Source organism: Streptomyces cucumeris (genome assembly GCF_024295805.1).
In the GTDB taxonomy this organism is placed as follows: Bacteria; Actinomycetota; Actinomycetes; order Streptomycetales; family Streptomycetaceae; genus Streptomyces; species Streptomyces cucumeris.
In genome coordinates this window covers 21,152-44,034 of sequence record NZ_JANCLX010000049.1, presented here as the reverse complement: position 1 = coordinate 44,034, position 22,883 = coordinate 21,152, and the positions used below count along the sequence as shown (strand labels likewise).

The 22,883-nt window shown below is 73.6% G+C and carries 21 protein-coding genes and 1 pseudogene; 11 read left to right on the top strand and 11 right to left on the bottom strand.

Annotated elements, in window-relative coordinates:
- Nucleotides 1-82: 82 nt before the first annotated feature.
- Nucleotides 83-205: pseudogene (locus NMK44_RS42305) on the bottom strand (HipA family kinase); the annotation flags it as partial.
- A 272-nt stretch (nucleotides 206-477) separates the two neighbouring features.
- On the opposite strand from NMK44_RS42305, the gene NMK44_RS39005 reads away from it, so the two are divergent.
- Nucleotides 478-3,261, top strand: coding sequence for an ATP-binding protein (locus NMK44_RS39005; protein WP_254752441.1), 2,784 nt, complete (start codon nucleotides 478-480; stop codon nucleotides 3,259-3,261).
- A gap of 42 nt (nucleotides 3,262-3,303) precedes the next feature.
- Here the strand turns inward: NMK44_RS39005 and NMK44_RS39000 are convergent, their stop codons facing one another.
- A complete protein-coding gene (locus NMK44_RS39000; protein WP_254752439.1) occupies nucleotides 3,304-3,687 on the bottom strand; it encodes an ArsR/SmtB family transcription factor in 384 nt (127 codons plus the stop codon).
- A 95-nt stretch (nucleotides 3,688-3,782) separates the two neighbouring features.
- Between NMK44_RS39000 and NMK44_RS38995 the strand changes: the two genes are divergently transcribed.
- The gene (locus NMK44_RS38995) at nucleotides 3,783-5,744 is read left to right on the top strand and encodes a heavy metal translocating P-type ATPase (RefSeq protein ID WP_254752437.1); all 1,962 of its coding nucleotides are present in this window, start codon (nucleotides 3,783-3,785) and stop codon (nucleotides 5,742-5,744) included.
- A gap of 24 nt (nucleotides 5,745-5,768) precedes the next feature.
- Here the strand turns inward: NMK44_RS38995 and ku are convergent, their stop codons facing one another.
- A complete protein-coding gene (gene ku, locus NMK44_RS38990; protein WP_254752435.1) occupies nucleotides 5,769-6,707 on the bottom strand; it encodes a non-homologous end joining protein Ku in 939 nt (312 codons plus the stop codon).
- A gap of 81 nt (nucleotides 6,708-6,788) precedes the next feature.
- On the opposite strand from ku, the gene NMK44_RS38985 reads away from it, so the two are divergent.
- The gene (locus NMK44_RS38985) at nucleotides 6,789-8,912 is read left to right on the top strand and encodes a S9 family peptidase (RefSeq protein ID WP_254752433.1); all 2,124 of its coding nucleotides are present in this window, start codon (nucleotides 6,789-6,791) and stop codon (nucleotides 8,910-8,912) included.
- A gap of 61 nt (nucleotides 8,913-8,973) precedes the next feature.
- Nucleotides 8,974-9,498, top strand: a complete 525-nt coding sequence (locus NMK44_RS38980) for a Rieske (2Fe-2S) protein (protein ID WP_254752431.1) — start codon at nucleotides 8,974-8,976, stop codon at nucleotides 9,496-9,498.
- 18 nt (nucleotides 9,499-9,516) lie between these two features.
- Here NMK44_RS38980 and NMK44_RS38975 read toward each other — a convergent pair whose 3' ends face one another.
- Nucleotides 9,517-10,161 carry a cysteine hydrolase family protein gene (locus tag NMK44_RS38975; RefSeq protein WP_374215407.1) on the bottom strand — a complete coding sequence of 215 codons (645 nt, stop codon included), beginning with the start codon at nucleotides 10,159-10,161 and terminating at the stop codon, nucleotides 9,517-9,519.
- 96 nt (nucleotides 10,162-10,257) lie between these two features.
- On the opposite strand from NMK44_RS38975, the gene NMK44_RS38970 reads away from it, so the two are divergent.
- Complete coding sequence (locus NMK44_RS38970; protein ID WP_254752429.1) at nucleotides 10,258-10,788, top strand: pyridoxamine 5'-phosphate oxidase family protein; 531 nt, start codon at nucleotides 10,258-10,260, stop codon at nucleotides 10,786-10,788.
- A gap of 48 nt (nucleotides 10,789-10,836) precedes the next feature.
- Here NMK44_RS38970 and NMK44_RS38965 read toward each other — a convergent pair whose 3' ends face one another.
- On the bottom strand, nucleotides 10,837-11,745 hold the full coding sequence (locus NMK44_RS38965; RefSeq protein WP_254752427.1) for a LysR family transcriptional regulator: 909 nt from the start codon (nucleotides 11,743-11,745) through the stop codon (nucleotides 10,837-10,839).
- Between the two features lie 74 nt (nucleotides 11,746-11,819).
- Between NMK44_RS38965 and NMK44_RS38960 the strand changes: the two genes are divergently transcribed.
- Entirely contained in the window at nucleotides 11,820-12,809 is a 990-nt protein-coding gene (locus tag NMK44_RS38960; protein ID WP_254752425.1) for a DMT family transporter, read from the top strand.
- A 23-nt stretch (nucleotides 12,810-12,832) separates the two neighbouring features.
- Here the strand turns inward: NMK44_RS38960 and NMK44_RS38955 are convergent, their stop codons facing one another.
- Entirely contained in the window at nucleotides 12,833-14,161 is a 1,329-nt protein-coding gene (locus tag NMK44_RS38955; RefSeq protein WP_254752423.1) for an aminotransferase class I/II-fold pyridoxal phosphate-dependent enzyme, read from the bottom strand.
- A gap of 36 nt (nucleotides 14,162-14,197) precedes the next feature.
- On the opposite strand from NMK44_RS38955, the gene NMK44_RS38950 reads away from it, so the two are divergent.
- Nucleotides 14,198-14,881 carry a pyridoxamine 5'-phosphate oxidase family protein gene (locus NMK44_RS38950; protein WP_254752421.1) on the top strand — a complete coding sequence of 228 codons (684 nt, stop codon included), beginning with the start codon at nucleotides 14,198-14,200 and terminating at the stop codon, nucleotides 14,879-14,881.
- Nucleotides 14,882-14,903: 22 nt separating this feature from the next.
- Nucleotides 14,904-15,560 carry an FMN-binding negative transcriptional regulator gene (locus tag NMK44_RS38945; protein WP_254752419.1) on the top strand — a complete coding sequence of 219 codons (657 nt, stop codon included), beginning with the start codon at nucleotides 14,904-14,906 and terminating at the stop codon, nucleotides 15,558-15,560.
- A gap of 29 nt (nucleotides 15,561-15,589) precedes the next feature.
- On the opposite strand, the gene NMK44_RS38940 is transcribed toward NMK44_RS38945, so the two are convergent.
- From NMK44_RS38940 to NMK44_RS38930, 3 genes are all read right to left on the bottom strand, one after another.
- Nucleotides 15,590-16,579: a DMT family transporter gene (locus NMK44_RS38940; protein ID WP_254752417.1), complete on the bottom strand. Its 990-nt coding sequence runs from the start codon at nucleotides 16,577-16,579 to the stop codon at nucleotides 15,590-15,592.
- 783 nt (nucleotides 16,580-17,362) lie between these two features.
- On the bottom strand, nucleotides 17,363-18,376 hold the full coding sequence (locus tag NMK44_RS38935; protein ID WP_254752415.1) for an EamA family transporter: 1,014 nt from the start codon (nucleotides 18,374-18,376) through the stop codon (nucleotides 17,363-17,365).
- A 31-nt stretch (nucleotides 18,377-18,407) separates the two neighbouring features.
- Complete coding sequence (locus NMK44_RS38930) at nucleotides 18,408-18,977, bottom strand: Clp protease N-terminal domain-containing protein (RefSeq protein ID WP_254752413.1); 570 nt, start codon at nucleotides 18,975-18,977, stop codon at nucleotides 18,408-18,410.
- 218 nt (nucleotides 18,978-19,195) lie between these two features.
- Between NMK44_RS38930 and NMK44_RS38925 the strand changes: the two genes are divergently transcribed.
- Nucleotides 19,196-19,822 (top strand): HAD domain-containing protein, encoded by a 627-nt coding sequence (locus tag NMK44_RS38925; protein ID WP_254752411.1) that lies wholly within the window; start codon nucleotides 19,196-19,198, stop codon nucleotides 19,820-19,822.
- Nucleotides 19,823-19,854: 32 nt separating this feature from the next.
- Nucleotides 19,855-20,283 carry a type II toxin-antitoxin system Rv0910 family toxin gene (locus NMK44_RS38920; protein ID WP_254752409.1) on the top strand — a complete coding sequence of 143 codons (429 nt, stop codon included), beginning with the start codon at nucleotides 19,855-19,857 and terminating at the stop codon, nucleotides 20,281-20,283.
- A gap of 124 nt (nucleotides 20,284-20,407) precedes the next feature.
- Here NMK44_RS38920 and NMK44_RS38915 read toward each other — a convergent pair whose 3' ends face one another.
- Complete coding sequence (locus NMK44_RS38915) at nucleotides 20,408-21,058, bottom strand: PadR family transcriptional regulator (protein ID WP_254752407.1); 651 nt, start codon at nucleotides 21,056-21,058, stop codon at nucleotides 20,408-20,410.
- A gap of 149 nt (nucleotides 21,059-21,207) precedes the next feature.
- Between NMK44_RS38915 and NMK44_RS38910 the strand changes: the two genes are divergently transcribed.
- Nucleotides 21,208-22,023, top strand: a complete 816-nt coding sequence (locus NMK44_RS38910) for a PhzF family phenazine biosynthesis protein (RefSeq protein ID WP_254752405.1) — start codon at nucleotides 21,208-21,210, stop codon at nucleotides 22,021-22,023.
- Between the two features lie 39 nt (nucleotides 22,024-22,062).
- On the opposite strand, the gene NMK44_RS38905 is transcribed toward NMK44_RS38910, so the two are convergent.
- Nucleotides 22,063-22,863, bottom strand: coding sequence for a CPBP family intramembrane glutamic endopeptidase (locus tag NMK44_RS38905; RefSeq protein ID WP_254752403.1), 801 nt, complete (start codon nucleotides 22,861-22,863; stop codon nucleotides 22,063-22,065).
- Between the last annotated feature and the right edge of the window lie 20 nt (nucleotides 22,864-22,883).

Sequence of the window (22,883 nt, the reverse complement as noted above, 5' to 3'; positions counted from 1 at the left end):
GCAAATCTGCCGCACGATGAAAGCCCCGGAAAGATGCAAAGCCGCAGCTCAGACGGCTCTCTGAGGCAATCGATGCAGGTCAGCGCCCCGAGGGAGACAACTTCATGACGTAGGTACCGAGATCGTCGGCCTCGACGATGCCGGGGAGCGACCCGCCCTCACGCAAGGGCGTGACATAGCGGGTGGCCGTGACTTCGGAAAGCATTTCCTCAAGCTATCCGAGACATCGACGGTGCCATCAGTGATTTTCCCCCGGTGCGCGGACACCGGGCGATACGCCGCGGCGGGCCCGGGGAACGCGGTCCGGCGCCGGGCCATACGGTGGGCGTGCGGAGGGCCGGGGCGTAGGCTGAGATCTTGGACCGGAGCCCCGGGACCGGGACGCCCATCACACGATGAGGGAGTTGTCGCCTTGCCGCCACAGGCCCCCCGGAGCGCTGACGCGCAGCGTCCACTCGCCCGGCACTAGGTGCCGCGATGGCTGCCGCCGCCGACACCGCCTTCGTGGGGCGCGCCCCTGAGCTGGAGCGCATGCACACATGTCTGCGCGAAGCGCGCTCCGGCAAGGCGTCGAGCGTGCTCGTCCAGGGCCCGGCGGGGATCGGGAAGACCGCGCTGGTCCGCCGCTGGCTGGAGGGGCTCGCGCCGGAGGGCTTCCCGGTGCTCCGAGCCACCTGTGACACCTCCGAGGAGGATCTGGCCTTCGGCATGATCGGGCAGCTCACGTCCCGGGTGCCGGCGGTGCTCCTGGAGCGGTTCCCGCTGCTCGCGGGGGCGATCCCGGCGGCCTCGGAGCCGTTCCAGGTGGGCGCCGAACTGCTGGGACTCCTCGGTGAGCTCCAGGGCGGCGGACCGGTGGTGATGATCGTCGACGATGTCCAGTGGGCCGATCAGCCCTCGGCCCAGACGCTGGGCTTCGTACTGCGCCGCCTGGAGGCCGACGCGGTCCTCACCGTGCTGCTGGCCCGCAGCGATACGGAGCCCGGCCGGGCCGGCGGGCTGGATCTGCACCGCCTCATCGCCCGTATGCCGCACAACTGCGAGCTGAATCTGACCGGGCTCGGTGTCGCCGAGGTGGCCGAGCTGGCCGGGCTGGTCTACGGGCGTCCCGTCGGCAGCGGAACGGCCGAGCGGCTGCGGGAGCACACCGGCGGCCATGCGCTGTACCTCCGGACGCTGCTCACCGAGGTCTCACTGGAGGGGGCGGCCGACGGGCGGGACGCCCTGCCGGTGCCGACCTCCCTGGTCCAGGCCCTGCGGCGGCAGTTGGAGGCCCTGCCCGGTGCGGCGCGCGCCCTGATCGAGGGCATCGCCGTCCTGGGCGGCCCGGCACCCCTGGCCACGGCCGCGCGCGTCGCCTCCGTCGCGGAGCCCGACGCGGCGCTCGCGCCCCTGCTGCGGCACGGCATCGTGCGCTGGTGGCCCCACCGGCCGTCCACCCCGGTCGCGATCGCCCATGCGTTGCAGCGGGAGGCCATCATGGGCGCCACCCCGCCCGACCGGCTGCGGGCGCTGCACGCGACCGCGGCCACCCTCGTCGATCGCGCCGCGTCCTGGTCGCACCGGGTCGCGGCCACGCACGGCGCCGACCCCCGGCTCGCCGGTGAGCTCGAACGGGCCGCCGGGGAGTACGACTCGGCGGGCGAGGCGGTGCGGGCCGCGAACCTCCTGCTGTGGGCCTCGGAGGTGGCGCTCCCCCGGCGGGAGCAGGAGCGTCTGCTGCTCACAGCGGCCGCACGCCTGTTGTGGGCCCAGCAGTACCTGCGCGTGGAAGCGCTCCTGACGAGGATCGAGGCAGCCGGACCGTCCCCGCTGCGCAGCCTGGTGCTGGGCGGCTACGGAACACCCCGCGGCACTCCCGGCGCCGCGGAGCTGCTGAGGGAGGCGCTGGAGGCCCGTCCGGCCGAACCCGGTACGGAGTTCGTGCCCGCCATGGCGGGTACCTGGCTCGGCATCAAGCACGTCGTGGACGGCCACGGCGCGAAGGCCGTGCCGGTGCTCCGGGACGTGCTGGCGATCGACCGCCTGGAGCCACAACTGGCGCCGTGGGCGGCCGGCAGCCTGGGACTGGCCCGCGCCTACGCCGACGGGGCACGCGCGGCCCTGGGCGAGTACAACACCGTGGCCCCGCCCGGCAGTCCGCGCTCCGCCGCGGACCAGGCCCTCCAGCGCGCCTACCGCGGCATGCTCCAGATGTGGGCCGGGGACCTGGCCGACGCACAGCATGAGCTCGCCGCGGCCCTGGACACCGCGCGTACCCAAGGCTCCGCCGTGACCTCGGAGTTCACCTACGCCAATCTCGCCGCCTCGCAGTACCTCCTCGGCCTCTGGGACGAGGCCGCGATCAGCGCCGACCACGCGCTGGCCATCGCCGACGCCGAGGAGAAGCCCTGGGCGTTCTCGTACGCCTACTCCATCGCGTCATGGGTGCCCTCCGGACGCGGACAGTGGCAGCGGGCCCGGGAACTGGTGGAGCGCTCGTACCGGTGGTCCAGGGAGATGGGACCTGACTACGGAGTGCCGCTGGCCGCCCTCGGGAACGCCGTACTGGCGCAGGCCCGGGGCGACCACCCCACCGTGCTCGCCGCGCTGCGGGCGGTCCTCGGGGCCCGTCCCGACGCGGGTCCGCTGGCGTTCCAGACCTGGTGGCGCCCGCTGCTCGTCGAGGCCCTGATCGCCGGTGGCGACCTGGACAAGGCCGCTCCCGCCATGACCTCCCTGGCGGCGCTGGGCGAGGAGGCGCCCTCGCTGCGGCTCGCGGTGGCATGGCTCTCGGGCCGGCTGTCCCAGGCGCGCGGGGACGCCAGGCGGGCCCGTGACACCTTCGAAGCGGCGCTCGCCGCCCCCGCCTGCGCCGATGATCCGCCCCTGCACCGGGCGCTGCTGGCGCACGGTCACGGTCGGCTGCTGGCCCATGCCGGGGAGCACCACCGGGCGGCCGCGCGCTTCACCGAGGCCCGTGACCTCTTCGCGGCGCTGGGGGCGCAGCCGTTCCTCCTGCGCTACCGGGACGACTTCGCGGACTGGCCCGCCGCCCGGCCCCATTCGGCCGGGGCCGCGCTGTCCGGACTGACCGGCCGCGAACGTGACATCTCCCTGCTCGTCGGCCGCGGGCTGACCAACCGGGAGATCGCCGCCAAGCTGTTCATCAGCAGCAAGACGGTCGAGTACCACCTCGGCCACGTGTACCAGAAGCTCGTCATCTCCGGGCGCCGCCAGCTCCGGAACCTGATCCAGCAGGACGGTTCGCCCGGCGGCTGAGGCGCGTCGCACCGCCCTTCCCGGACACCCGGGCGGCGACAGCTACACGGAATCGGGCCGGAGTCGCTCCCCCGGCATGTCGCGCACCCCGAGGCGCAGATGTTCGACGTGGTAGAGGGCCTGGTCGAGGAGTTCGGCGACATGGTCGTCGTAGAGGGCGTAGACGATCGAGCGCCCGTGCCGCTCGCCGGTGACCAGACCGAGGTTGCGCAGCAGGCGCAACTGGTGGGAGCAGGCCGAGGCTTCCATGCCGACGGCGTCCGCGAGGTCGCCCACCGCGCAGGGGCCCTCCTGGAGCCGGGCCAGGATGCGCAGCCGGGAGGGGGTGGCCAGGGCCTGGAGGGTGGCGGCGACATCGGCGGTGCCCACCGCGTCCAGGCGTTCGCGGGTGGTGGCACTGCTGGTGGCGTCGCGTCCATGGCCCATGCGGTCATGATAGCGACGACAACTGAAGACCTGTTCAGATGTTCCTGTACGGTGGACGCCGTCACCCCGTCCGCCCCGCGAAGGGTTGCTCCGTCATGTCTTCCGTCCTGGACCAGCAGGCCGCGCCACCCGTCGGCGGTGCGCGAGCCGTCTCGCCGCGCCGTCGTACGCGCCTCCTGGCGCTGCCGGAGGCCCGGTGGGCGCTCGCCGCCCTGGCACTGTTCCTGCTCGCCCTCCCGCTGTACGCGTTCGGGGCACCGGGCTGGCTGTGGGGGACGCTGTTCGCCGCCACCTACGTCACCGGCGGCTGGGAGCCGGGGTGGGAGGGGCTGAAGGCGCTCCGGGACCGGACGCTGGACGTGGACCTGCTGATGGTCGTCGCGGCGCTCGGCGCCGCCGCGATCGGCCAGGTCCTCGACGGCGCACTGCTGATCGTCATCTTCGCCACCTCCGGCGCCCTGGAGGCGGTGGCAACCGCGCGGACCGCGGACTCCGTACGCGGTCTGCTCGACCTCGCCCCCGCCACCGCGACCCGGCTGCTGCCCGACGGCACCGAGGAGACCGTGGACGCGGAACGGCTCGCCGTCGGGGACACCATCCTGGTCCGCCCGGGCGAGCGGATCGGCGCCGACGGAACGGTGGTCGACGGGACCGGCGAGGTCGACCAGGCCACCATCACCGGTGAACCCCTGCCGGTGGCCAAACAGGCGGGGGACGAGGTGTTCGCCGCCACCGTCAACGGAACCGGCGCCCTGCGGGTACGCGTCGGACGCGACCCCTCCGACTCGGTGATCGCCCGGATCGTGAAGATGGTCGAGGAGGCCTCCGAGACCAAGGCCCCCACCCAGCTCTTCATCGAGAAGGTCGAACAGCGCTACTCGATCGGCATGGTCGTCGCGACCCTCGCCGTCTTCGCACTCCCCCTCGCCCTCGGCTCGGCGCTCCAGCCGTCCCTGCTGCGGGCGATGACGTTCATGATCGTCGCCTCACCGTGCGCGGTGGTGCTCTCCACCATGCCGCCGCTGCTGTCCGCGATCGCCAACGCCGGGCGCCACGGCGTACTCGCCAAGTCCGCCGTCGCCATGGAACGCCTGGGCCGGATCGACACCGTCGCCCTCGACAAGACCGGCACCCTGACCGAAGGCACGCCCCGCGTCACCGACCTCCGCCCGCTGCCCGGCGGCGGACTGGACGAGAGCGCCCTGCTGGCCCTGGCCGCCTCGGCCGAGCACCCCAGCGAACACCCCCTGGCCCGTGCCGTCGTCGACGCCGCCCGTGAACGGGGGCTGCGCCTGTCGGACGCCGCCGGCTTCACCTCGGCCCCCGGCCGGGGCGTCGGCGCCACCGTCGACGGCCACGCGGTCCAGGTCGGTTCCCCCGCCCGCCTCCTCCCCGAAGGCGCCGGGGAAGCGGTGGTACGGGAACTGGAGGAGGCCGGGCGGACCGCCGTGGCGGTGCTGCGCGACGGCGTCCCCGTGGGGGTGCTGGGGATCGCCGACCGGCTGCGGCCGGACGCCGCCGCGACCGTCGCCGCACTCACCCGGCTGACCGGCCGCACCCCGGTGCTGTTGACCGGCGACAACGAGCGCGCCGCCGGGCAGTTGGCCACCGAGGTCGGTATCGACGAGGTCCGGGCCGGACTGCTGCCGCAGGACAAGGCGGCGGCCGTCCAGGAGTGGGCGGCCGCGGGGCGCCGGGTGCTGGTCGTCGGGGACGGTGTCAACGACGCCCCCGCGCTGGCCGCCGCCCACTGCGGTATCGCCATGGGCCGGGGCGGCTCCGACCTCGCGCTGGAGACCGCCGACGCCGTCGTCGTCCGCGACGAACTGGCCACCGTCCCCGCCGTCGTGTCGCTCTCCCGGACCGCCCGGCGCCTGGTCGTCCAGAACCTGGTCATCGCGGGCGTGTTCATCACCGCCCTGGTGGTCTGGGACCTGGCCGGCACCCTCCCGCTGCCCCTCGGCGTCGCCGGACACGAGGGCTCCACCGTCGTCGTCGGCCTCAACGGCCTGCGTCTGCTGCGCGAGGCCGCCTGGCCCCGCCCCACCGCCGGATGAGCAGCCACCGTCCGCCGTCCGCCGTCAGGACGCGGTCCGCTTCCTGGCCGTCTTCTTCGCCGGAGCCTTCTTGGCGGTCTTCGCGGCGGCCTTCGCGGCGGCCTTCTTGCCCGTCGCCTTCTTCTTCGGCGGCTTCGACGGCATCTCATGCACCTCGCCCTCGCCCGCGGTCTCGTCCGGGGCCTCACCGCGCGCCTTCCTGGCCTCGCGCACGCTGTCCTTCAGGGCGGCCATGAGATCCACGACCTTCCCCCCGGCCTCGGCCGGTGCCTCCGTCTCCGGGGGCTCCACTCCGGCCGCCATCGCCTGGACCACGGCCTCGACGGCTTCCCGGTACTGGTCGCGGTACTGACTGACATCGGCTCCCCCGATGGCGTCCATCAGGGTGATCGCCTCGTCGACCTCGGAGTCGGAGAGCTCCACACCCGTCGGCGCGAGTCCCTCGCTGGAGCGGATCTCATCCGGCCAGTGCAGCGCCTGGAGCACGATGGCGTCGCCCACCACCCGCAGCGCGCCGAGCCGCTCACGACCGTGCCAGGCGAACTTCGCGATGGCCACGTTGGCGCTGCGCTCCAGGGCCTCGCGCAGCAGGGTGTACGGCTTGGCGGCGACGGCCCCGTCACCCTGGAGGTAGTAGGGGCGTCCGAAGCGGATCGGATCCAGTGTCTCCGCGGGGACGAAGGCCTGGACGTCGATCGCCTTCGCGGTCGGCAGCGGCAGCCGGTCCAGCTCCTCGTCCGCGATCGGCACGAGATGGTCCTTGCTCTCCTCGTAGGCCCGGCCGATCTCGTCCTGTTCCAGGACCTTCTCATCCAGCTCGCAGACCTTGCGGTAACGGATCCGGCCGCCGTCGGTGGTGTGGATCTGCCGGAAGGACACCGAGTGGTCCTCGGTGGCGGGCAACACCTTGATCGGAATCGTGACGAGCCCGAACGACACGGCACCGGACCACACGGGGCGCATCACGACCTCCACAGGCTGCACCCCCCTGGGGTGTCCAGCGTAGGCGCGCGACGCGATTTCCGGCATGGCATAGTCCCCCGCATGGCTGCCTCCTCCGACCCCTCCGTCTCCTCCGCGGTGTCCGCTTTCCCGCGCCGGCTGGCCCGCACCCGCCGCTTCGCGCTCGGTGTTCCACGGCACTTCGGCGTCTCGCCGGACGGGGAGCGTGTGCTGTTCGTCCGCACCGGCGGCGGCACCGATCCGGTGAGTCTGCTGTGGAGTTATGACACGGGCCCGGACGGGGGCGAGCGGCTGCTGGCGGATCCGCGGCGGCTGGCGGGCGGCGGTACGGTCCCGGCGGCCGAACGGGCGCGGCGGGAGCGGGCCCGGGAGCGCTCCGAGGGCGTGGTCGGCTACGCGGCCGACCGGGAGCTGCGGGTCGCGGTGTTCGCGCTGGGCGGGGCGCTGTGGGCGGTGCGCACCGACGGCGGCGCGCCGTTCCCGGTCACGGCCGCCGGTCCGGTGACCGACCCGCGTCCCTCCCCCGACGGACGGCTGATCGCCTATGTGACGGGCGGTGCGCTGCATGTGGTCGGCCTCGACGGGACCGGGGACCGGCCGCTGGCCGTACCGGAGGAGCCCGAGGTGACCTACGGGCTGTCCGACTACGTCTCCGCCGAGTCCATCGGACGGCTGCGCGGCCACTGGTGGGCACCGGACGGCGACGCCCTGCTCGTCGCGCGGACCGATCCGAGGGCGGTGGCCGTCCGCTACCTCACCGATCCCTCGGATCCGTCCCGGAAGCCGCGTGCGCTGCGCTATCCGGCGGCGGGCACCGCCAACGCGGAGGTGACGCTGCATCTGGTGACCGTCGACGGACGGCGGACCGAGGTCGACTGGGACCGCGCGGCCTTCGAGTACGTCGTGGACGCGCGCTGGGACGCGCACGGGCCGATGGTCACCGTGCAGAGCCGGGACCAGCGCACGGTGCGCACCCTGGCGGTGGACCCCGTCACCGGGGCGACCCGGCCACTGGACGAGCGGCGCGATCCGGCCTGGGTGCAGCTGGTGCCCGGCACCCCGGCCCGTACCGCCTCCGGCGTGTCGGTCGGGGTGGTGGAACGGGACGACACGCGCGGGCTGCGGATCGGGGAGGCGCTGTCCCCGTCGGGGCTCCAGGTCCACGAGGTGCTCGGGGTGGATGGGGAGCGGGTGCTGTTCACCGCGTGCGAGGAGCCGACCGAGTGCCATCTGTGGGCCTACGACCCCGCCGACGGCTTCCTGCGGATCAGTGCGGAACCCGGGACGCACCACGGCGCGATCGGCGGACCGACCGCGGTGCTGGCGAGCCTCACCCCCGGCGGCGGCTCGGTGACCGTGCTGCGGGACGGCGCGCCGGCCGGCCGGATCGGCTCGCTCGCCGAGGATCCGGGGCTCGCGGTCGCGCCGCGGCAGCTCCGGCTCGGTGAGCGCGCCCTGCGCGCCGCGCTGTATCTGCCGTCCTGGTACGAACCGGGCGCGCGGAAGCTGCCGGTGCTGCTCGATCCCTACGCCGGGGCGGGGGCTCAGCAGGTGGTGCGTGCCCGTGCCTGGTGGGCGTGTGTGTCGCAGTGGTTCGCCGAGCACGGCTTCGCGGTGCTGGTCACCGACGGCCGGGGCACGCCGGGGCGTGGTCCGGCCTGGGAGAAGGCGATCCGCGGCGACCGGTTCGGCCCGGTGCTCCAGGACCAGTTCGACGCGCTGCGCGAGGCCGCCCGGCACTGCCCGGATCTGGACCTCGGGCGTGTCGCGATGCGCGGCTGGTCGTTCAGCGGCGCGCTGGCCGCGGCGGCGGTGCTGCACCATCCCGATGTCGTGCACGCCGCGATCGCGGGCGCCGCGCCGACCGACCGGAGGCTGTACGACACCCACTGGGAGGAGCGGTTCCTCGGCCACCCGGACGAGGAGCCGGAGAACTACGCGCGCAACTCCCTGCTCGGCCACGCCCATAAACTGCGCCGTCCGCTGCTGCTGATCCACGGGCTCGCGGACGACAACGTGGCCCCCGCCCATATGCTGCGGTTCTCCGCCGAGCTGCTCGCCGCCGGACGTCCGCACCGGGTGCTGCCGCTGCCCGGCGCGGGCCATGTGCCGACGGACGAGGCGGTCACCGAGCACCTTCTCCGCTTCCAGCTCGACTTCCTCCGGGAGGCGCTGGCCGAACTCGCGCCCGGACTCGCCGACTGAACAAGGGGACCGCCCGTTCCGTATGGAAGGGCCAATCGTCCCCCTGACAGGAGGCACCACCATGACGCAGCCGGCCATCACCGGGCGGGGCTCCACCCGTCGCGCCGTCGTCTCGGCCGCGGGAGCCGCCGGACTCGCCGCGGCGCTCACCGCCTGTGGCAGCGACGACGGCGGGTCGGACCAGCAGGGCGGGGGCAGTGCGCAGGACGCGGGCGCCGGACAGCCGTCGCAGGGCGGCGGGTCCGACGCCGGTGACAGCAGTGGGACGGGCGGCGCCGACGGCGACAGCGGGGGCGACGGGATGGAGCTGGCCAAGACGTCCCAGATCCCCGAGGGCGGAGGCATGATCTTCAAGGATCACAAGGTCGTGGTGACGCAGCCGAAGGCCGGTGAGTTCAAGGCGTTCTCGTCGGTCTGCACCCATGCGGGCTGCTCGGTCGGCGATGTGACCGGCGGAACCATCAACTGCCCCTGCCACCAGAGCAAGTTCGACATCACCGACGGCAGCGTCAAGGGCGGCCCCGCCACCAAGGCGCTGCCCGGGGCGCAGATCAAGGTGCAGGGAAGCTCCATCTGGATGGCCTGAGCCCGTCCGCCGGACGGCTCATCCGCTCCAGCCGGAGATCACCTCGTCGGTCGTGGTGACGGCGGCCACGAGGGAGAGGGTGTTGCGGACCATCGCCGGGGTGTACGAGGCGGGCACCCCGGCGATCGCGTCTTCCGGCACCACCGCCGTGTAGCCCAGGTTGACGGCGTCGAAGACGGCGTTGGGGATGGCCACATTGGCCGACACCCCGCAGATGACCAGGGTGCGGCAGCCCAGATTGCGCAGCAGCGCGTCCACTTCGGTCCCGGCGATCGGCGACAGCCCGTGCAGCCGTCGCACCACGAAGTCCTGGTCCGCGACCGGGATCGGCTCGGCGATGCGGACCGCCTCGCTCCCGGCGAGTTGCTGGACCGGCAGCCGCTCGGCAGCCCGGAACAGCCGGGCGTTACGGCTGGCGCCGCGTCCGTCGGCGCGCCGCTCGGCCACCGCGTGCAGCACCGGTACGCCCGTGTCGTGGGCGGCCGAGACCAGCCGGGCGACACGCCCGAGTGCCCCGGACTCCCGTGCCGCGGCGGCCAGTTCGGGCAGCGCGCTGTCCGGTCCCACGACTCCGCGCTGGCACTCCACGGTCAGCAGCGCGCAGTGTGCGGGCCGCAGTGGTCCGGCCGGTCCGGCTGTCCGCCGGGGTGGTTCGGATGGCAGTGGGGTCACGGCGCGGGAGGCTAGCGGCCCTTGCGTGTGGAAGGAAGAGCCCCCATCCTGTGCCGCACCACATCAGCCAGGGAGGTGCCGGAACGGATGGCCGTCACCCAGCGGCGGGGCCGCCGCATCATGATGACCCGGGACGAGCTGGATGCCTTCCTCACCGAGCAGCGGGTGTGCCGGGTGGCGACGGTGGGCGCGGACGGGCGGCCGCATGTGAGCGCGCTGTGGTTCGGCTGGGACGGCACCGCGCTGTGGCTGTACTCCCTCACCCGCAGCCGCCGCTGGGCCCAGGCGCGCCGCGATCCGCGGATCGCCGTGGTCGTCGACGACGGACACGACTACGGGGAACTGCGCGGCGCGGAGCTGTCCGGAGAGGCGGTGGCCGTCGGCGAGGCCCCGCGCTCCGGCGCGCCGTGTCCTGAACTCGACACGCCGGAGCGGCTGTTCGCCGCGAAGTACTTCGGTCTGGACACCATGCCGTACGACGGGCGCCACGCATGGCTGCGGCTGGTCCCGGAGACGGTCGTGTCCTGGGACTTCCGCAAGCTCCCCGGCGACCGGCCGGGGGCTTCGGACGACCGGCCGGGAAGCGCTTCCGGCGACCGGCCGGAGCGCGCGGGCTGAGCGGCCGCTCGACGGGCCCGGACGGGCCGGGCCCGCCCCGCCGCGCGGTCAGTCGCCGATCTTCTCCCCCACCGAGCGCAGCACCTCGACGGCCGCGCGGATCGAGGGCCTGCGGTCGGCGTCGGCCCGCCAGATCGCGTAGATATGGCGCAGCATGGTGGGCGGGCTGACCGGGACCATCCGCACTCCCGACGGCACCGGGCCGCGGCCCAGCCGGGGCACCACGGCGACCCCGAGCCCGGCGGCGATCAGCGCAAGCTGGGTGTGGTGCTCCCGGGCGGTGTGCCGGACCCGGGGCTCGATGCCCTTGCTGCGCAGGGTCACCATCAGCCAGTCGTAGCAGAACCCGCCCTGCGGCCAGGAGATCCACTCGTCCTCGACGAAGTCCTCGGGCTCGACCGAGAGCCGGTCGGCGAACGGGTGGTCCGCGGGCATGGCCACATCCACCGGATCGTCCATCAGCGGCGCCTTGACCAGCCCGTCGGGCACCGGCAGCGGCTTGTTGTACCAGTCCAGGACCACCGCGACGTCGATGTCCCCGCGCACCACCGCGGGCACCGACTCGTCCGGCTCCATCTCCTGGAGCCGGGCGCGAAGCTGGGGGTGTTCGGTGCGCATCCGGGCCAGCGCCTCGGGGAACAGCCCGCGGACCGCCGTGGGAAAGGCACCGAGCAGCAGCTCGCCCACCGCGTGTCCGCGCTGGGCCTCCAGGTCCGACTGGGCCAGCTCCACCTGGGAGAGGATGCGCGCCGCATGGTCGGAGAGGAGTCTCCCGGCGTCGGTCAGACGCACTCCTCGGCCGTTCTTGGCGAGGAGCTGCTGACCGGTCTCCCGCTCCAGCTTCGAAAGCTGCTGGGAGACGGCGGAGGTGGTGACGTGCAGCCCTTCGGCCGCGCCGCTCACGGAGCCGTGGCGGGCCACGGCGTGGAGGGTCCGTAGGCGATCCAGGTTCATCATGTAAGCAATGCTACGCGACGCCTGGCACAAAATCTCGCTTGTTCTAAGAGGTTCAGGTCCCTCAAGGTGTTGCCATGACCACAGCTCCCGCCCCGACCACCGCTCCCGCCCCGGTGGTCCCGGACCTCTCCCCCGCCTCACCCGCCCCGCGCCGCCCGCTGCTCGACTGGCGGATCCGGTTCGGGGTGCTCTCGCTGATCTGGGGTTTCAGCTTCCTGTTCATCAAGGTCGGCAACGAGGCGTTCGCACCGCTCTACGTCACGCTGGGGCGGATGCTGTTCGGCACGGCGGTGCTGTTCGCGGTCCTGGCGGTGAAGCGGGAGCGGCTGCCGCGCGGCGGACGGGTGTGGGGGCACCTGGCGGTCTCCGCCTTCCTTCTCAACGCCCTTCCGTTCTCGCTGTTCGCCTATGCCGAGCTGACCATCCCCTCGACCCTGGCGGGCATCTGCAACGCGGCATCGCCGCTGTGGGCCATGCTGCTCGCGGTGGTCGTGGTCTCCGACGACCGGCCGACCCGGCAGCGGGTCGCGGGCCTCGGAGTCGGTTTCATCGGCGTGTTGATCGTACTCGGCGCCTGGCAGGGCTTCTCCGGGCAGGACCCGCTCGGCACCGTGCTGGCCCTCGTCGCCTCGGCGAGCTACGCGGTGGGCTGGAGTCACGTCCGCCGCACCCTGGTCGGTACGGGCGCCTCGCACCTGTCGATGTCCGGCACCCAGCTCCTCCTGGGCACCGTCCAGCTCGCCGTGGTCGCGCCGGTGTTCGCGAGGACGCCCCACTCGTTCCCCGCATTGCCGCTGCTGTCGGTGCTCGCCCTCGGCGCACTGGGCACCGGCGTGGCGTTCCTGATCCAGTACGGCCTGGTGGAGGAGGTCGGCCCGACGACCGCCATGATGGTGACGTACTTCGTCCCGGTGATCGCCACCGCCGCCGGTGTGGCGATCCTCGGCGAACACCTCAGCTGGAACACACCGGTGGGAGCGCTGGTGGTGCTCATCGGCGCGGCGCTGACCCAGAGCGGACGGCACGGGCCGCGCCGGGAGCGCCGGGCCATCATCAAGGGGTGACGGCCGCGGCCCGCGCCGCCCGCTCAGTCATAGCGACCCGCCGGGGCCGGTCCCGTCGCCGCCGCCACCGCGTCCGCGACGGGGCCGATGTCCGCCGGGGCCAGCGGCGAGACCGTCAGCCGCACCCCCTGCGGTGACGCCACCCGGAAACGCGCGCCGGGCGCGACCGCCCAGCCCGCCTGGAGCAGCCGGGCCACCGCGCCCGTCTCGTCGGCCACCGGCACCCATACGTTCATCCCGCTGCGGCCGTGCGCGGCGATCCCCCGCTCCCGCAGCGCTCGCACCAGCGCCTCGCGCCGCTCGCCGTACGACGCCGCGACCGCCTTCGGGTCCACCGCGTCCCCGCGCCACAGCCAGAGCACCGTCTCCTGGAGCAGATGGCTGACCCAGCCCGGTCCGAGCCGCTGCCGCCCGCGCACCCGGTCCAGCGTGACGTCGTCGCCGGTCAGCACGGCGAGCCGCAGATCGGGTCCGTACGCCTTGGCGGTGGAGCGGACCAGCACCCAGTGGTCGGTACCGCCCGCGAGCGGATGCAGCGGCAGGTCCACGATGCCGTGGCCGTGGTCGTCCTCGATCAGCAGCACCCGGGGATGCCCGGCGAGCACCTTCCGCAGCTCACGGGCGCGCGCGGCGCCGATCGCCGCACCGGTCGGATTCTGCGCCCGGTCGGTGACCACGAGCGCCCGCGCGCCCTGGCGCAGCGCCCGTTCGACCTCCTCGGGCAGCGGTCCGTCGTCGTCGACCCCGACGGGCACGGCGCGCAGCCCCAGCGCCGGGATGATGTCGAGCAGACTGCCCCAGCCCGGGTCCTCGACCGCGACCGCGTCACCGGGCCGGAGATGGGCCGTGAGCACCCGCTCGATGGCGTCGAGCGAACCGGAGGTGACGGCGACGGGTCCGCCCGGCACACCGTCGGCGTCGAGCGCGGCACGAGCCCGTTCGGCGAGTTCCGGGGCGACCTCCGGCGCGCCGTAGAGCGTCGGATGCTTCGCCGCGCGGGCCGCGGCCGCCGCGAGCGCCTCGCCGAGCGGGGGCAGCAGCGCGGGGTCGGGGTTGCCCGTGGCCAGGTCACGGGCGCCCGCGGCCTCGACCCGGATCCACTCACGGGGCGTGCTGGCGGGGCGCGGGCGCACCCGGCTCCCCCGGCGGCCCGCCGTCTCGATCACCCCCCGTTCCCGCAGGACGCGGTAGGCGGCCGCAACGGTATTGGGATTGACCCCGAGCTGCTCGGCCAACTGCCGCAGCGGCGGGAGGAGTTGCCCGGGCCCCAGCGCGCCGGTGCCGACCGCGCGCTCCACACTGGCCGCGATCTCGGCTGCGCGCCGACCTTCGATCGGATATTCTCCTAGCACAAACCGTATTTTGCACTAGTGCAATGGAGGACGCAAATGACCGCGCCCACCGCGCAGGACGCCTACGCGACCACCGACCGGACCGTGCCGACCCGCGCCCGCGAGCGCGCCTCGTACGACCGCGAGGTGGTGCACGCCATCCTCGACGCGGGCTGCGTCTGCCATCTGGGCTTCATACGCGACGGCGCGCCCGTCGTATTGCCGACCCTCTACGGACGGGTCGGCGAAAGCCTCTACGTCCACGGTTCGACCGGCTCCCGTCCGCTGCGGAACGCGGCGGAGCGGCCGGACGACGGGGAGCCGGGTCTTGCGGTGTGTCTGACCGTGACCCATGTGGACGGTCTGGTGCTGGCCCGCTCGGCGTTCCACCACTCGATCAACTACCGCTCGGTGGTGGTGCACGGCACCGCCCGCCCGGTCCTCGACGCCGAGGAGCGCGCCGCCGCCCTCGACGCGCTGGTGGACCACGTCCTGCCCGGCCGCGCCGCCGACTCCCGCCGCGCGAACGCCAAGGAGCTGGCTGCCACCGCCGTACTGCGGCTCGATCTCGCCGAGGTCTCCGCCAAGATCCGTACCGGTGGACCCAGCGATGACGCCGAGGACCTGGCGCTCCCCTACTGGAGCGGGGTACTGCCGGTCACCAGCGGCTACGGCACACCGGTGCCCGCCGACGACCTCGCACCGGGCACTCCCGTGCCCGGCTACCTCACCCGGCACTGACCGCCGGGAAGGAGTCCGGCGCATGCTGATCCACCCCTGGGACGCCCCGCACGACGACGCCGAGTGGCAGGAGTGGCTGGCCGACCACGACTTCGGCCAGCTCGTGGTCAACGGCCCGCCCGGTGAACCCCCGTTCGCGCAGCCACTGCACTTCGCCTACGACGCGGAGCGCGGCGAGGTGGCCGCCCACCTCGCCCGCCCCAATCCGCTGTGGTCCGCCCTGGAGGCGAACCCGTCGGTGCTGCTGAGCGTGGTCGGCGACTACGCCTTCATCCCCGCCCCGTGGCAGGCGCCCGACGGGGTGCCGCCCGAACACGGAACGCCCACCAGCTTCTACGCCGCCGTCCAACTGCGCTGCACCGCGGAGATCGTGGACGACCCGGAGGAGAAGGCGGCCCTGCTGCGCGCCCAGCTCGGATACTTCCACCCGGCGGGCGACCACGGCCCGGTCGCCCCCGGCGAGGCGCCGTACGGGCGGCTGCTGCCGGGGATCCGGGGGTTGCGGCTGGTGGTGTCCGAGGTCCGGGCCAAGTTCAAGTACGGCAGCCATAAACCGGAGTCGGCGCGCCGGCGCACCGCGGCCGGGCTCGCCGAGCGCGCCGCCCCCGGTGACGCGGCGGTACGGGAGCACCACCTCCGGCGCGCAGTGACCATGGCCCCCGCGCGCCGGGGCGGGTAGCGCCCGACCGCACCGGGCTCCCCGGCGTGTCAGCCCGCCGGGGAGCCGGTGCGCGCCTCGGTCACGGCCAGCGCGGCGACGGCGCCGAGCAGGACAGCCGTACCGGTCACGGTCGCGGCGGTCAGCCGCTCCCCCAGCAGCACCACGGCGATGACCGCGGCCGTCACCGGTTCGATGAGCGTGATCACCGTGACCGTGGTGGCGCGGAGCACGGCGAGCCCCGCGAAGTACAGCCCGTACGCGAGGGCGGTGGGCACCGCGGCGATGTAGACCATCAGCGCGAGCGTGCGGACCAGGTCCTGCGTATGCGGCCACAGCCCCTCCGCGGCGGCGAACGGCAGCAGCAGCACCGCGCAGACGGCGAACGACTCCAGCGTGGTGCGGTACGGGTCGACCGCCGCGCCACGGCTGCCGAGGTGGCGGGCGTAGAGGGTGGTGAGGGAGTAACCGGCGGCGGACAGCAGGGCCAGGGCGACCCCCGCGGGCCGTACGGTCCCCGCTCCGTCACCGCCGAGCACCAGCACCAGCAGCCCGCCGAGCCCGCCCGCGACGGCCAGCGCGCCGCCGGCGCCCAGGCGTTCGCCCATGGTCACCCGCCCGGCCAGCGCCACCATCACCGGTGCGGCACCGAGGGTCACCACGGTCGCGACCGCGAGTCCGGTCGCCTCGACGGCGGCGAAGTAGGCGCCCTGGAAGACCGTCAGCCCGACCCCGGTGACCAGGATCCGCACCGCCCGGCGCCGTGGCGCCTCGGCCGGGCGTGGGATGCCGGCCCGCCCGGCGCGGCGGCGCGCCCGCGACGCGCGGACGGCCAGCAGCAGGACGCACCCGCCCACCGCCCGCCAGAAGGTCAGTGCGAGGGGCCCGAGCCCGCTGGCGCCGTAGAGCAGCGCGGCGGCGGCACCGGCGGTGCCCCAGGCGGTGGCGGCGACGATGACGTAGAACAGCCCTCTGCCCACGGGCAGGGCAGGGGACGGCGAAAGGGTGTGCAGCACGAGGAGTTCTCCCGCGGAAGACATGAATCGGATCGCGTCATTCCGTATGCGGGCGGCCGGGACGCGCCCGGGACGGTCCGGGCGTCATCGCGGGGTCCGGTGGTGAACCGGCAGGACCGATCGGTGGGATGCGCTCGCCGGACCGGAATCGGCCGTCAGCGGGCGCGGCCGTCGTCTGCCGGAACCCTCGGTGGCATCGCACGCCGGAACCGGCCGGTCGGCCGGGGATCATTCCCCGGTCCCGGCTCCACGGCGGCGGCAGCCCGCGTCAGACGGCGGGAGGGGGCAGCACGGTGAGTCGCATGCCGGGATGCTAACCCATACCCCGGACACCAGTCCGGACCAGGCCACATGACGGACGCCACGTCCACGGGCAAGCCTCCTGGACGCCCGGAGCGGAGCGTGCCTCGTAGACGCCCCCCCCACTCGCGGCAGACCTCACACACACCGACAGGCGGGCCCACCCCGTGGACGCGCACCCCAGACCGCAGGACGGACCTCGCAGACGCCCGACAGCACGGGCGAAGCTCGTGAATCCTCGGCCGGGCCGACACGCGGGCGGACCCCACGGACGCCGGTCCGCGGGCGAACCGCGGAGACGCCGAACGACGCCCAGTAACGCGGGCGCACCTGGTCGACCCCGGCACACCAGCGCACGCCATAGCCGCCCGACTCGCGAACGGCCCCATGAGGGCGCACCGCACGGATACCCGCCCCGCGGGCACATCGCACACACCCGGCTCGCGGGCCGACCTCGCAAAACGTCTCACCCGGGGCGCACGTACGCGCCCGGCACACGGCGGACCGTCAGCGCCGTGTCGGGTCCTCCGTCGGAACGTGCCGACCGGCGCCTTCCGGCAGGGGGCCGGATGTCGCCACCGGTTCGGGGGGCGCCGCCTTCGGCGCCGAGGTCTGGGCGATCAGCGCGCCCGCCAGCACCACCGCACCGCCCACGACCTGGACGGCCCCCAGGTGTTCGTCCAGCAGCACCCAGGCGAGCACGGTGGCGATGACCGCCTCCAGACAGGCGACCACCCCGGCCACCTGCGGGGAGAGCCGCCGCACCGACAGGACGCCGGTGAGGTAGGCGACGACGGTGGCGACCAGCACGATCCACGCCAGCAGCAGGATCGCCGGCACCCGGGCGCCGCCCAGATCGGCCCGGCCGGTCAGCACCGACCAGTCCATCTGCCAGGGACGGCCCACGACGGTCAGCATCGCGGCGCCGATGAGGAGACCGTAGGCGATGACGCCGAGCGGATCGGCCGGGTCCTGACCGTCACTTCCGTGGTCGGAGAGGACGAAATAGCCGACCTGGCAACAGGCCGCGCCGAGGGCGAGCAGCAGTCCGACGGCGTCGAAGCTGAGCCCGGCCCACACCTCCACCACACATGCCAGTCCGCCGACGGCCAGCACGACACCGACCGCCGCTGCCCGGCTGACCGGTCGGCGCTGGACGAACCGGACCCACCCCAGCACCAGGGCGGGCGCGAGGTACTCCACGAGCAGGGCGACACCGACGGGGATGCGCGAGAGCGCGGCGAAGAAACACGCCTGCACCCCGGCGACGGCCAGCAGGCCGAAGCCGAACAGCAAGCCCGGGCGCCGGGTGAGCAGTCGGCGGTGCTGCCAGGCCAGGGGCAGCATCACCAGGGCGGCACCCATCACCCGCAGCCAGGTGACCTGGAGCGGTTCGAGCCCCGCCTCGATCAGCGGCTTGGCGGCCACCCCCGACCCGCCGAACGCGAGAGCCGACGCCAGGGCGAGCCCCAGCGCCGCGTTCCGTTCCTGATTCCCACTCTGACCTTGCGATTCGTGCACCGGGACATCATGTCAGCTCCGGTCAGGACCGTCATCCCGTTGACTGCTGGCAGATGCTCCCCTCCACGGCCATGACCAGGAGCTCCACCTCCACCCCCGAGCGGCGCAGCACCTCCACCGCCCGGCAGCCGGGGTCATGGAGGAGCGCCGCGAAGAGGTCGGGGCCGTCTGCGTACACCGCACCGCGCGCGGCCGCCCGCCGGACCGCCGCCTCCAGGACGACCGCCGCGGACGGTGACCAGCGGGGGGCGGACCGGCCCGGTGCCGCGGACGCCTCGGCGCCGTCGCGCTCCGCCGCGGCCGCCACCGGACCAGTGCCCGGTTCCTCGACCGTGCGGCTCCACCGCAGGCCGTAGCCGATGGTGCGCTGCACCAGATAGCCGAGCAGCCGCACCACCTGCGGCGGTCCCCCCGCGAACGCGTCATGCACCCGCGGGTCGGACTCGACCAGGGAGTGCAGCAGATGGGCGGTGTCGATATGCCGGTCGCCGTCGCGGAACGCCCGTCGGCGGGCACCGGCGACCACGGCGGTCAGCCGGCCGCCGAGCCGGTCCTCGATCCCGGCGGCGGTCGCGCCGCTGGAAACGGTAGGACTTTGCACGCTCTCACCCCATCAGTCCCCGAGGGGTCGGAGCATCCTCGTCGGGAAGCATGTGCGCATCCCACCGTAGTTGGGCACCGATGACCGGATCTCCTCCTCGGGGAGGAGGGGTTCGGGGAGGACGGCGTGCGCGGCACTGCAACCGCCACCCGGCCACCGGACGTCCCTGAGAAGCAACCGCGCCTTTCCGCCACCCGGCGCCGCAGTGAAGGAGTCCGATGACCGACCGGCCGCTGCTGTTCCTGGACATCGACGGGGTGCTCAACCCGGTGCTGCCCGCCGAGGGGTTCACCGGGTACGACATCCTCGACTTCACCGTCCTGCTCTCGGCGACCCACGCCGACTGGCTGCGTGAGCTGTCGGAACGCTATGACCTGGTGTGGGCGACGACCTGGGAGCACGAGGCCAACCGCCATATCGCGCCACTCCTGGAACTGCCGGTGCTGCCGGTCGTGGAGTTCAGCGGCTACCGGGACCAGCCCGGCGACCCCAAACTGCCCGCCCTCGAGCTGCTGACCGGCCGGAAGTGGGCGCCGATCCTGCGGTTCGCCGCGGGCCGCCCCTTCGCCTGGGTGGACGACGTCATGCCGGACCGGCTGGTACGACGTTCCCGCTGGCGCCGGGACCGGCTGCTGTTGCCGGTCGAACCGGGGCGCGGGCTGCGCCGGGAGCATGTGGACCGGCTGCTGGAGCGTCCGCCCGCCCGTCGGTGGCTGTCCCCGCGGCGGCGCCCGGCCGTCGCCGGGACGTCCGGATCTGACACTCCATCAGGCTTGAGGGTTGAGGCCCCCGGGACTACGGTGCGCGATGCCGCCGGGGCACCCGAGCCGCGGCGCCCGGCGTAGCGGCCGCTACCGCGCACCGAAGGGATCACCCCATGGCCGAGGTCAGCGCGCAGTCACGTATCGAGGCACCGGCCGAGCGGATCTGGGCCACCCTGACGGACTTCTCCACACACGCACGGTGGAACGCCACCCACACCGGCTTTCCGCAGGGCGGTCCCGAGCGCCTCGACGTGGCGGCCACGTACTCGGAGAACATGAAGCTCATGGGCTTTCCCGCCGAGGTGAGCTGGACCGTGGAGGCGTGCGAACCGGCGCGGGTGCTGGCCACCCGGGGCAAGGGCCCGATGGGGGTGAACCTCCAGATGCGCTACACGCTCACCCCGGACGGCGATGCCACGACGATGCGCATCGACGGGCAGTTCACCGGGGGCGCGGTGTCCCTGATGGCCGCGAAGCTCACGGCGTCGGCGACCGCCGCGCTCGAGGAGTCCCTGAGCCGGCTGGGCACCCTGGTCACCTGAAAGACCCCCGGTCTCCCGGCCTCCCGGCCGCCCGGTCGTCCGAGAGCCCCGGCCACGGACGACTGACGGGAGCCGAAGCCCATCGGCCCGGGCCCCCGCCGGCCCGCGTATCCCCCCTACGGCATCAGCTCTCACCGCTCGCGGCGCGGTCATCGCCCTCGCCGCCCTCGTCGTCCTGTTCGGCGAGGATCAGATACATCCGCTTGCGCGACTCGTTGATGATGGCGACGGCCTTCTTGCGCTGCTCGGCCGTACCGGTCTTCCAGACCTGTCCGAACGCCTCCATCAGACCGAACCCGGCCTGCCGGATCTCCTGCATCGCCTCCCAGTCGACGCCGCGGCCGGCCTCCTCCCAGGGGGCCTGCGCTCCGGCGCCGGCCTCGGTGCGGCCCTCTTCGGTGAGCGCGAACAGCTTCTTGCCCCCCTCGCTCTCACTGCTGATGAGTCCCTCGTCCTCGAGCAACTGGAGGGTCGGGTAGACCGAGCCGGGGCTCGGCTTCCACGCGCCTCCGCTGCGCTCGGCGATCTCCTGGATCATCTCGTAACCGTGCATCGGGCGGTCCTTCAGCAGAGCGAGGATCGAGGCGCGCACATCGCCGCGCCGCGCCCGGCCCCGCGGCCCCCTGCCGCCGGGTCCGCCCCGGCCACGACCCCCGAACGGAGGGCCGCCGAAGGGCGGGCCGAACGGGCCGAAGGCCGCGCGCCGCTCCTCGCCGTCGCCGCGGCCCCGGTGGCCGGGTCCGCAATGTCCTTGTCGGTGTCCTTGGGTACGCATCGTGACGCTCCTTTCATCGTCGATCCATCACGATGCTTCGACGATATATCGGAACCGATCGCATGGCAAGGCACCGATATCACTCGCCCAGGCCACACCGCGCATATTGGCCATGGTCGACACCGCCGGAACCTGCCTACGGTCGAGCCATGCGTATACGAATCGTCGACGCGTTCACCGACCGCCCCTTCGCCGGGAACCCCGCGGGAGTCGTCCTCCTCGACACCGGCACCTTCCCGGACGACGCCCGGCTCCAGCGGATCGCCAACGAGGTCAACCTGTCCGAGACCGCGTTCGCCCACCCCCTTCCGGAGGAGGCCGCGGCCGACTGGGCGCTGCGCTGGTTCACACCGACCACCGAGGTCAGCATGTGCGGTCATGCCACCCTCGCCACCGCCCACATCCTGCACACCACGGGCATCGCGACCGGAACCGTCCGGTTCGCCACCCTCAGCGGGGTGCTGTCCGCGACCGCGGGGGACGGCGACACGATCACCCTGGACTTCCCCACCGCCGAACTGACCGGCATGCGGGTGCCGGACACCCTGGCCGAGGCGCTCGGGGCGCGGATCCTGACCGCCCGGGACACCGGACCGCATGTCGGCGACATCCTGGTGGAGGTGGCCGACGAGAAGACCGTGCGCGCCCTGGCCCCCGATCTGGCGCCGCTCGCCCGGCTGACCGGACGGGCCGTGATCGTGACCGCCGAGGCCGAGGATCCGGCCCGCGGCTATGACTTCGTCTCCCGGGTCTTCGCACCGGCCGTCGGTATCGACGAGGACCCGGTGACCGGCAGCGCGCACACCGCGCTCGCGCCGTTCTGGTCCGCGCGGTTCGGCCGTACCGAGCTCACCGGCCTCCAGGCGTCCGCCCGTACCGGGCTGGTGCGCACCGCGCTGCACGGTGACCGCACCCTGCTGACCGGCGGCGCGGTGACGGTGATCGACGGCGAATTGCTGGTCTGAGGCCCCGCCCGCCGCCGGGCCGGTGCCGACGCGCGCGGGTCAGGCGGTGGGCAGCCAGTCCACCCGGCCCTCCAGCAGGGCGTAGCCGACGAACGCCACGATGTCGATCAGCGCATGGGCGGCCACCAGCGGTCCCACCCGCCCCCACCTTCGGTAGAGCAGGACGAAGATCACGCCCATCGCCATATTGCCGAAGAAGCCGCCGATGCCCTGGTAGAGGTGGTAGGAGCCGCGCAGCACCGAACTGGCCAGCAGTGCGGCCATCGGGGTCCACCCCAACTGCCCGAGCCTGCGCAGCAGATAGCCGACCACGATCACCTCCTCCAGCACGGCGTTCTGCACCGCGGAGGCGATCAGGACCGGGATCTTCCACCACACGTCGGGGAGCGCCTCGGGCACCACCGTGAGATTGCCCCCGGCCGCCCGCGCACCCAGGTAGAGCAGCAGCCCGGAGCCGCCGATACCGGCCGCGACCACGGCTCCCCACGCCAGGTCGAAACGGGGCCGGGTCAGGTCGAAGCCGATCGTGCGCAGCCCCACGCCCTCCCGCAGCAGCAGATGGGCCACCAGCGCGACCGGGACCAGCGCGGTCGAGATCCCGAAGAGCTGCCAGACGAGGTCCAGCCAGGGCCGCCCCGGCGCGTCGGAGGCGTTGAGCGTGGCCGCCTGGTCCTTCAGCCCGCCGGGCTTGGTCACCGAACCGATGAAGTCGATCAGCGCGGACAGCCCGCTCGCCCCCAGTGACAGCGCGAGCACCAGCAGCGTCTCGTTGCGCAGGGTCCGCCGCGCAAGCCCGCCCTCGTACACGGGCAGCTCCGCGTCGCGCGCCTGTGACCGCACTCCTGCCTCCACTCCCTCCG